Genomic DNA, 8,970 nt, shown 5'->3' on the forward strand with positions numbered 1-8,970 from the left:
CTCCGTCCGGAGGGCGCCCCCGACCAGTGCGACCACCCGGGGTTCGGCACCCCGCTGTTCAGCCTCTGACCACGCCACGTACCTCTTCGGACGGCCACCCATGACACTCCCCGACCGCGTCCGCCTCTTCCACACGAGCCTCGGCCGCGTCGACGCCCCGGCGTTGCTGCTCGTCCACGGCTGGGGCGGGGACGGGCGGGAGTGGTCGCCGCATGCCGAGGTGCTGGCCGACCGGTTCCGGGTTCTCGTCCCCGACCTGCGGGGGCATGGTCGCTCGGAGGTGCCGGACGAGGGGAACACCCCGGTGGAGATGGCCGGTGATCTGGCCGCGTTGATCGAGGCCGAGGGTGTGGCGCCGGTCGTCGCGGTCGGTCATTCGATGGGCGGCCAGGTCGTCAATCTCCTGGCCGTCCACCACCCGGACTCCGTCCGGTCCGTCATCGCGCTCGACCCGGCCCACGGTGCGCACGGCGCCGAGGTCGAGCAGATCCCGGCCCGGCTCGCCGCTTACGAGAAGCGCGGGGCGCGCGAGGCCGCCGACTTCGTCGCCGGGGCCTTCTCCCCCCAGGCACCGCCCGGTCTGCGCACCGCGCACATCCGCACCATGCTCGGCACCCCGGACCACGTCATCGCCCAGTCGTACGCCGGGATGTACACCGACCCCGGCGCCGTCGGCATCCGCCCGCACAGCGAGGCGTACCTCCGCCGCCGGCCCCACCCGGCCCTCACCGTCTGGACCTCGGCCGAGGCCGCCGCCTGGGAACGCGGCAGCCTCCGCGTTCCCGGTTCACGCGTCGAACACTGGCCCGACAGCGGGCACTACGTGCACGAGGAGCATCCTCGGCGCACGATCGAACTGATCGATGGCTGGGCCGGAACGGCCGGAGGACACTGAAGGGCCGCAAAGGCCCGCCCGCAGGATGATGTGAGGAAGCGTCAGCTCGACGAATCCGCCGTGGAGACCGTGGGCGGGGCGGCGGTGACCACCGGCTCGGGCAGAGTGGTCGCGGGGGCCTTCGTGCCGCGGCGGCCCGCCAGGCGGCAGCCCAGGCAGCCGGGGTGGCCTCCGCGCGCGGAACGGTCCCGGTCGCGCATACGCCACTGGTCGCGCGGACGGGGGCCCGGAGGCTTGCCCCAGCCGGCGAGGTGGAGGACCCAGGTGACCAGGAGAGCCGCCACCATGATGGCCAGCCCCAGCGGGATGCCCGGACCCCAGCCGCAGATGCCCAGACCGGCGGCCAGCGACCCGACCGTGCCGATGAAGGAACCGGTCCACCCCGCTACGGTGTGGCCCTCGTCGTGCAGACTCACGTGTGCTCCCCTCACGTCCCCTCACGCGCCGCGCCGCACGCGCCACGGCACGCCGTGGCCACACCGTCGGCGTCGGCCTAAGATATCTTAGCGAGTAAGGAATCTAGCCCGCGCCGGAGGCGTTTGCAATGGAGGCCGAGTTCCGTCCCAGCGTTCCGGACGCGATCAGCGCCATGGACGGCCTGATCGCGACGATGCTCGTCGGACAGCAGGAGTTCGCCCGGAACCTCGGCCTGAGCGTCACCGATCTCGTCTGCTTCGCGTACGTCCTGGAAGCGGGGGACACCCCCGTCACCGCCGGTGACCTGGCGGTGCGCGCGTATGTCACCACGGGCGCGGTGACCGGCGTCCTGAACCGCCTGGAGCGCGGCGGTTTCGTGACGCGGCAGCCGGATCCCGCCGATGGCCGCCGGGTCCGCGTGGTCGCGGTCCCGGCCGCCGCCGAGCGGGTGCGGGAGATCTACGGCCCGTTCTACGAGCGCCTCGCGGAGCTCTTCGGCCGGTACACACCCGACGAGATCGCCCTCCTCACCGACTGGTTCACACGAGCCGGTGAGGTGGCGCGCACCTATCTGGAGGAGTCGTGCTGAGGCCGCCTCGGCGTCGTGCTCCGAGGGCCCCGGTCGTGCTCCGAGGGCTTCGTCCGCCGTACTCGCGGCGGTCTCAGCGTCGTACGAGGTCGATCCGGTAGGTCCGGGTCTGTGAGCCGTCCTCGCTGGTCACCGTGACGACGGCCGACGTTCGGCCGTACTCGCGGGTGCGGTCGACCGTGACGGTCGCGTAGGGGTCGCGGGCGGTGGCCGTGACCGAGGCGCGGTCGGGGTCCGTGGTCGTGACCCGGTAGGTGGTCGTGTCGGGGTCGAAGGACGCGATCGGGGTGCCCGCGACCTCGATGGCCGTGGCGGCGGCGTCCGAGGAGACGCCCGGGGTCCTGGCGTACACCTCGATCTCGCTCATGGTGATGTAGCCGCCCTGACGTGCCGTCATGACCACGCGCACCTCGGCCGCCGGTCCGGTCGCCGTGAGCGGTACGTCGATCACGGGGGTGCCCTCGGTCCCGACCGGGACGGATGCGCTCGCGTCGGTCCAGGTGCCGTCGCTGGTCGCCCGGACCTGCGCCTTCAGGCTCTCGGGGAAGGAGGTGTTGGTCCCGTCCCGGTGGAAGTGGGCGACGACACGGGTGAGGTCGCGGGCCTTCGGCAGGGTGAAGGTGATGGTGTCGGACGGGTTCTTGGTGCCCGACTTCCAGTTGGACCAGGCCTTCTCGGCGGTGTTGCCGTTGCGCAGCCGCTCGGCGGAGTAGCCGCTCTCGGTGAACGTGGCGCCGACGGAGACGTCCTCGTCGGGCGCGATGTTCGTCTCGGCCGGCTCGGTGACCTGTACGCGTACGGTCGCGTCGGCCGTCGTGCCGTCGACGATCCGTGCGGTGCCGGACAGGGTGACGGTTCCGGTCCTGTCGAACGCCCCGGCGGGTGCCGGGTCCCAGGTGACGGGCAGGTCGGTCCGGCCGCCGTTCCCGCCGACGCCGACGACCGCGGTCGGGAGTTCGGGCGCGCCGCCCACATAGGTCTTGGCGCGGCCGGGGAGGGTCGAGGCGATGGTGTCGACGGTGACGACCGCCTTCGCGGGGATCTTCCGGCCGAGGGGGTCGGTCGCCTCGCCCCGGACGCGTACCGTGCCGGGCTTGCGCCATTCACGGTCCGACGGCAGGCTCCACACCACGGGCAGGGAGCCCCGGGCGCCGTCCCGGAACACCGGCGTCACCGTGGTCGGCAGCTCCGGCCGCAGCCCGGGGACGGTGAAGGCCTTGGCGGGCTCCGCGCGCAGCACCGTCTCGTCGGTCACCGCCCAGCGCTGGTTGCCCGCCGAGGTCGGGGTGTACGTCGACACCTTGGCGCCGTCCGCGGACGACTGCCCGGTGACGTCGATCAGACGGCCGGTGGCGGCGTTGACGAAGGTCCACGTGCCGTCGCCGGTCGTCGACATCACCCACTGCGCGGCTTCGGGGACTTCACCGGTGCCCGGGTCGTCGAGGACGGCCTGGTTGTCGCGGACCGCGAGTCGCTTGCCGGTCCCGGCGTTGGTGAGGGTGTAGCGCTCGCGGTTGTCGTTGCCGCGCGTCAGCTTCTCCACCGACCACAGCTGCCGGGCGCTCGTGGCGTCGGTCGTGCGGATGACGACGCCGGTGCCGTCCTCGGACGGGGCCAACGCCTTGCCGCTCTGTGTGCCCTGGAGGCGGTAGACGTGCCCGGGCTGGACGAGGGCGGCGTCCTTCGCCACACCGCTGACACCGTCGACGAGGAAGGTGGTGACCGACTTCGCGGGGACGGTGAGCGTGGCCGAGCGGTCGGTGACCCGGACCGGGGTGCCGCGGACGAGGGCACCGTCGGCGCTGGTCACCACGGGGGTGACGGAGGCCCGGGGCGAGACCTTGCCGAAGCGGGAGAGGTCGAGGGTGACGGAGCGGGCGGCCGTACCGCTGTTCACATGCACCACGGTCGCCCCACGGCCTGACTTCTTGACGGCGGCCACGCTGGACGGGTCGTCGACCTTGACGAAGTGATCGCCGGGACGGATGTGATGGGTGAAGTTCCGGATGGTGTGGAACTTGGAGTTGGCCCGGATCGGGCAGCTCTCCAGGGTGTCCTGGGCCGTGCAGTTGAACGGGATGTGGATGCTGCCCCAGTTCTTGCCGGCGGCGGCCTGCGGGATGGAGTCCTCGATCGGCTGCCAGAACACCCAGGCCGACGGCTCCAGTTCACGCATGTCGTCGACCATGCGCGTGGCGATACCGAGGCCCGGCTCCATGCCGGTGAAGTCGGTGCCGGTGCCCCAGGTGCCCTCGACCTCGCTCATCCAGAGCTTCTTGTCCGCGCCCTTGGCGATGTCACGGGCGCTGGTGCGCATGCCGGTGCCGTATGTGTGCACGTTCAGCTGGGGGACAGCGGCTCGTGCGGAGGTGTCGTACGCGTTCCAGTTCTGGGTGAAGATCGTGGGGTTGGTCTCGTCCATCGCGGAGATCTCGGCGTCGGTCCCCGCGCCTTCCAGGGCCTTGTCGAGCGCGAGGACGACCTTCTGCTGGAGCGCCGGTCCCGCGTGCGCGCCCTCCTGACGTCCCCCTGTGGGCCGGCCGTCCGCGCCGATCTGGGTGCCCCAGTAGTTGGTGTTGGGCTCGTTGAGCGGGGCGATGGTGTCGAAGTCGATGCCGTGCGCCTTCTCCAACTCCTCGGTCACCCGCACCAGATAGGTGGCGAACTCGTCGACGCGGTCCGCGCGGATCTGGTCCGCGTTCGCGTCGAAGCCGCCGGAGACATAACCGCTGACGGTCTGGAACCAGGGCGGTGAGTTGCTGAACGCCTCCCACTTGGTGACCTTGTCCTTGACCTGGTCCAGCCACCAGCGCTGGCCCGAGTCGGCGTCCCAGTTCCAGTGGTCCGGGTTGTCGGGGTCCCACCACTCCGTGTCCTGCCGGGTGGTGCCCTCGGGGGCCTTCCAGAAGCCGTCCATCGTCGCGCCGGTCTTCATGTAGTCCTTGCGGACGTCCGGGGCGTTTCCGCCGCCGATGTTGTAGCGCGCGATGTTGAGCCGCAGACCGTCCTCGCCGAACACCATGTCGACAAGTCGTCTTCGGATGGGGTCCGGGTAGTTGCCGGTGGCGTTCGCGAACCAGACGAGGCTGGTCCCCCACCCCTCGAACTCCTGCTGCCGGTACGACGGATCGATCCGTACGGTCACCCCGCTCTGTGCCGCCGAGGGCGATGGATCCGCGGTCGCGGCGTCGGCGACGGGCGCGGTCACCAGACCCGCGCCCAGGACCACGGGGACCATGGGTGTCAATGCCCGGACGATGCGATGCCGTTGGGACACGGCACTCCCTTCCACAACACAGAGGCGAACAGAACCGATCAGAAGGAATCGCGCTCAGGGCATGCTTGATGACGGAAATGCACACGTCAAGACAGCGGACGGGATCGGGGCCGGTGCGGGGTTGGTCGAATCCGTTGACATGCTCATAACGCGTGATTAGCATCCGGGAAACTTTGGAAAGCGCTTTCTCCCCCTCAAGGGTCAGCTCACCCAGGGAGGAACCACCATGAAGTCCTTACGCACCGTTCCCGCACTGGCTCTCACCCTGCTGCTCGCCGGGACCGGGCCGACACAGGCTCAGTCGTCGGAGGCACCGCTCGCGGAGACGTCCCCCACGGGCTTCGCCGCCGTCGACGCGCTCGGGCAGAACGGCACCACCGGTGGAGCAGGCGGCGCGACCGTGACCGCCACCACCACCGAGCAGTTCCTCCAGTACATCGACACCACGGGCCCGTTGGTCATCCGGGTGCAGGGCACCATCGACATAACCAGCAAGCAGGGCGTACGCCCCAACAAGACCATCATCGGGGTCGGTTCGTCGGCTGTCATCAACGGCGGTGGCCTGGAGCTCCACCGCTCGTACAACGTCATCGTGCGGAACATCAGGTTCACCAACGCCGAGGACGACGCCGTCACCGTCGGTCAGGACTCCCACCACGTCTGGATCGACCACAACGAGTTCGTGGCGCCCGTCGACGGTGCGGTCGACGTCGTCCGCGGCGCCCAGTACGTCACCGTGTCGTGGAACTGGTTCAACAAGACCGACAAGAGCATGCTGCTCGGGCACTCCGACGGCAACAGCGCCCAGGACACGGGGAAGTTGAAGGTCTCCATCCACCACAACTTCTTCGACGGCTCACGCCAGCGGCATCCACGCGTCCGCTTCGGTGAGCCCGTCCACGTCTACAACAACTACTACAAGGGCAACGCCATCTACGGTGTCGCGTCGACGATGAACGCGGGCGTGCTCGTCGAGGGCAACCACTTCGAGAGCTCACCCCATCCCTGCTACTCCGCCAGTGGCTACGACGCCTCCGGGCCCGGCCGGCTGGTGCAGCGCAACAACGTCTTCACCGGGTCCGGCGCCTGCGAGACCAACGGCACCGTGATCGAGCCGCGCACCTACTACGCGTACACCCTGGACCCCGCCGCCGACGTTCCCGCCCTCGTACGGGCCGGAGCGGGTGTCGGCAAGATCGGCGCCTGAGCCGCCGTACCCACCCCCGGATCCTCGACGTCCCCCCACCGTCGCCTCCAGCGACGGATCACCCCCCACTGTCGCCCCCCCCACGCGACGGATCACCCCCCACAGGAGGACCCCCGATGAAGCCACCCCGCAAGAAGGCGGTCGTAGTCGCCCTGGCCGCCGCGCTGTTGGCCGGACCCGGTGTCGCACAGGCCGCACCGCGGACCGCGCCGGCCCCGCAGGAGCAGGTGGCGGCGGCGACCATCACCTGGACCCTGCAACGGGCGAGCAACCCGACCCAGGACCAGCTGACCGCCTACAACCTCATCACCAACGCCATGAACGCCGCGGTCGCCCGCTACAACAACCTCAGCGACCTGGGCAAGAACATCACCGTCCGCTACGACCCGGGCGTGCCCACCGCCGACGGCAACATCAACGGGACCATTCGCTTCGGCAACCGCAGCTATATGACCGAGCGCACCGCGCTGCACGAGATCGCGCACACCATCGGGGTGGGCACCAGCTCGGGCTGGTCGCGCTTGGGCGGCGGCGGCACATGGACCGGTGCGCAGACCACGGCGCTCGTCCGGCAGTTCGACGGGTCCAGCGCCAAGATCTCCACCGGCGGCGGCCACTTCTGGCCGTACGGGCTGAACTACGAGAACGAGTTCTCCGGCACGGCTGCCAACCGGCACGTCCAGATCGTCGCCGCGATGGTGCGTGACGGGCTCTGATGCCTGCGAGGCGCCCTCGAACACCGGGAGTTGGTGCCTGGTGACAAAGGCGCCACCAGGGCTTGCGTTGTTGTGAGCGTGGGCGGGGCGGGCGGCCCTCGCGGTCCTACCGTCCCACCATGAACACGAGTCGCGGCAGAAGAAGAAGCCCGAAGAAGCTGCGCGGCGCCGCGCTGGCGGTGCTGCTGACGACCGGGGCGCTCACCGCGGGCGCCTCGGACGCGCATGGCGCGGGCACACGGACCGAGACACCCGTGGCGTCGACCAGTCCCGTCGAGGGCGTGATCGAGTCGGTGGTGCGGGTGAAGGCGCCGCTGCCGGCGTCGTTCGGGGCGCGGCCGGCGGCGTGCGACTGGCTGTCGTATCTGCGCTACCGGGCGGCCGACGGACCGGAGGCCTCGGCCGGCGCCGACCGGATCCTCGTCGCCCAGCCGGGGATCCTGGAGGGCGCCGGGGCGTTCGACAGCGTCGCCCGCAACACCGTGGCCCGCGCCGCCGCGCGGGGCGAGCACATCGAGTTCTGGGCCCTGGACCGGCGCTCCAACTGCCTGGAGGACCGCACCGGCATCGCCTCCGGCGACCAGCACACCGCCGTCGACTACTACTACCGGGGCAAGCAGGTCGACGGCCGTACCTTCGCCGGGTTCGTCGGCAACACGGACCTGGGGTGGATGGCGCGGCTCGGCATCGAGCGGACCGTCCGCGACCAGTACGACCTGCTCACCGCCGAGTTGCCCGACCAGCGGCTGCGCAAGGAGAAGGTGCTGTGCGGCGGGCACTCCCTGGGCGGCGTGATCACCGGGTACTTCGCGACCGCCGACTTCGACGGCGACCCGGCCACCACGGCGGACGCCGGGCAGAACCAGTGCGCCGGGTACTTCGCCCTCGACACCACCGTCTCCACCTCGCTCGCCGACCTCAGCGGCAGCATCCCGGACGACACCAACCTGCCCGACATCGGCCTCGGTCACGGCGTGGTGCAGGCCGGGCTCGACAGCGGGGTGCTGTCACGCACGCTGTCCGCGCCGGTCCTGCTCAACCCCGAGACCATGACCCTGCTGGCCATCGCAGGTCTGGGCGCCGTCCAGGATCCGGGCGGCGAGGCCGATCTGCCCAGCTACCTCCCCCTCGACACCAACATCGAGGCGACCAACCGCTTCCTCTTCTCCAAGGACACCGCCACCTTCCTCACCGGCTCACCCGCGGTGAAGGACTTCCGGCTCACCAACCAGGCCGTGCTCGGCGCGCTGATGGACGACCACTCCGTACCGCTGGCGTTCCTGCAGTCCAGTGTGGGCTTCTTCGACGGAGGCCCCATCGCCGACAAGAGCTTCCCCGTCGCCAACGGGGACAACGGGCAACCAGGGCTGTTCGGTGGCGAGTACAAGGCCATCCCGGACCGGCCGCGCGGCCCGCTCTACACCTGGCGGAACTACGACCGCGTCGGCGACCCCGACGACCCCGGGTACCGGTCGGCCGACGGGACGCCCTTCATCGGCGCGGGCAAGGAGGTCACCGACATCCAGGAACTGGCCCGCAGCCTGGCCGAGCAGCCGCTGGACTTCACCGAGCAGTACTTCCCGACCAAGCTGGTCACCGACCTGCAACTCGCCACCTCACCGCAGGTGAAGCGGCTCGTCGTCCACCCCGAGGGGCTGACCGCCAACCCGACGCTCACGGTCCTCGCGGGCGACGGCCTGCTGGCGGGCCGCATCCCGGCCGACCTCGACCCCGTCGTCGCCGACGGCTACCAGCACCTCGACGTCCTGACCGCCGCGCCCGAGCAGAACGACGGCCGACCCGAGCCGGTCTCCGCGAGCCTCACGGAGTTCGCCCGCGCTCCCCGATAGCCGCGCCCCGCACGGGAAG

At 70.6% G+C, this 8,970-nt stretch carries 7 protein-coding genes; 5 read left to right on the forward strand and 2 right to left on the reverse strand.

The window, feature by feature from the left end; translation table 11 throughout:
- The first annotated feature begins 100 nt into the window (after window positions 1–100).
- Complete coding sequence (locus STRIP9103_RS10815; RefSeq protein ID WP_048820072.1) at window positions 101–895, forward strand: alpha/beta fold hydrolase; 795 nt, start codon at window positions 101–103, stop codon at window positions 893–895.
- Window positions 896–936: 41 nt separating this feature from the next.
- Here the strand turns inward: STRIP9103_RS10815 and STRIP9103_RS10820 are convergent, their stop codons facing one another.
- A complete protein-coding gene (locus STRIP9103_RS10820; protein ID WP_009307617.1) occupies window positions 937–1,311 on the reverse strand; it encodes an HGxxPAAW family protein in 375 nt (124 codons plus the stop codon).
- A 128-nt stretch (window positions 1,312–1,439) separates the two neighbouring features.
- Here STRIP9103_RS10820 and STRIP9103_RS10825 point away from each other — a divergent pair, with 128 nt between their 5' ends.
- A complete protein-coding gene (locus tag STRIP9103_RS10825) occupies window positions 1,440–1,901 on the forward strand; it encodes a MarR family winged helix-turn-helix transcriptional regulator (protein ID WP_009307619.1) in 462 nt (153 codons plus the stop codon).
- Window positions 1,902–1,974: 73 nt separating this feature from the next.
- Here STRIP9103_RS10825 and STRIP9103_RS10830 read toward each other — a convergent pair whose 3' ends face one another.
- Window positions 1,975–5,139, reverse strand: a complete 3,165-nt coding sequence (locus tag STRIP9103_RS10830) for a glycoside hydrolase (RefSeq protein ID WP_009307625.1) — start codon at window positions 5,137–5,139, stop codon at window positions 1,975–1,977.
- A gap of 265 nt (window positions 5,140–5,404) precedes the next feature.
- Between STRIP9103_RS10830 and STRIP9103_RS10835 the strand changes: the two genes are divergently transcribed.
- The 3 genes from STRIP9103_RS10835 to STRIP9103_RS10845 all read left to right on the forward strand — a co-directional run bounded on the left by STRIP9103_RS10835 (window position 5,405) and on the right by STRIP9103_RS10845 (window position 8,951).
- A complete protein-coding gene (locus STRIP9103_RS10835; protein ID WP_009307618.1) occupies window positions 5,405–6,385 on the forward strand; it encodes a pectate lyase family protein in 981 nt (326 codons plus the stop codon).
- A 116-nt stretch (window positions 6,386–6,501) separates the two neighbouring features.
- On the forward strand, window positions 6,502–7,101 hold the full coding sequence (locus STRIP9103_RS10840; protein WP_009307621.1) for a hypothetical protein: 600 nt from the start codon (window positions 6,502–6,504) through the stop codon (window positions 7,099–7,101).
- A gap of 119 nt (window positions 7,102–7,220) precedes the next feature.
- Window positions 7,221–8,951 carry a hypothetical protein gene (locus STRIP9103_RS10845; RefSeq protein WP_009307624.1) on the forward strand — a complete coding sequence of 577 codons (1,731 nt, stop codon included), beginning with the start codon at window positions 7,221–7,223 and terminating at the stop codon, window positions 8,949–8,951.
- Window positions 8,952–8,970: the final 19 nt, after the last annotated feature.

The organism is Streptomyces ipomoeae 91-03, from assembly GCF_000317595.1.
In the GTDB taxonomy this organism is placed as follows: Bacteria; Actinomycetota; Actinomycetes; order Streptomycetales; family Streptomycetaceae; genus Streptomyces; species Streptomyces ipomoeae.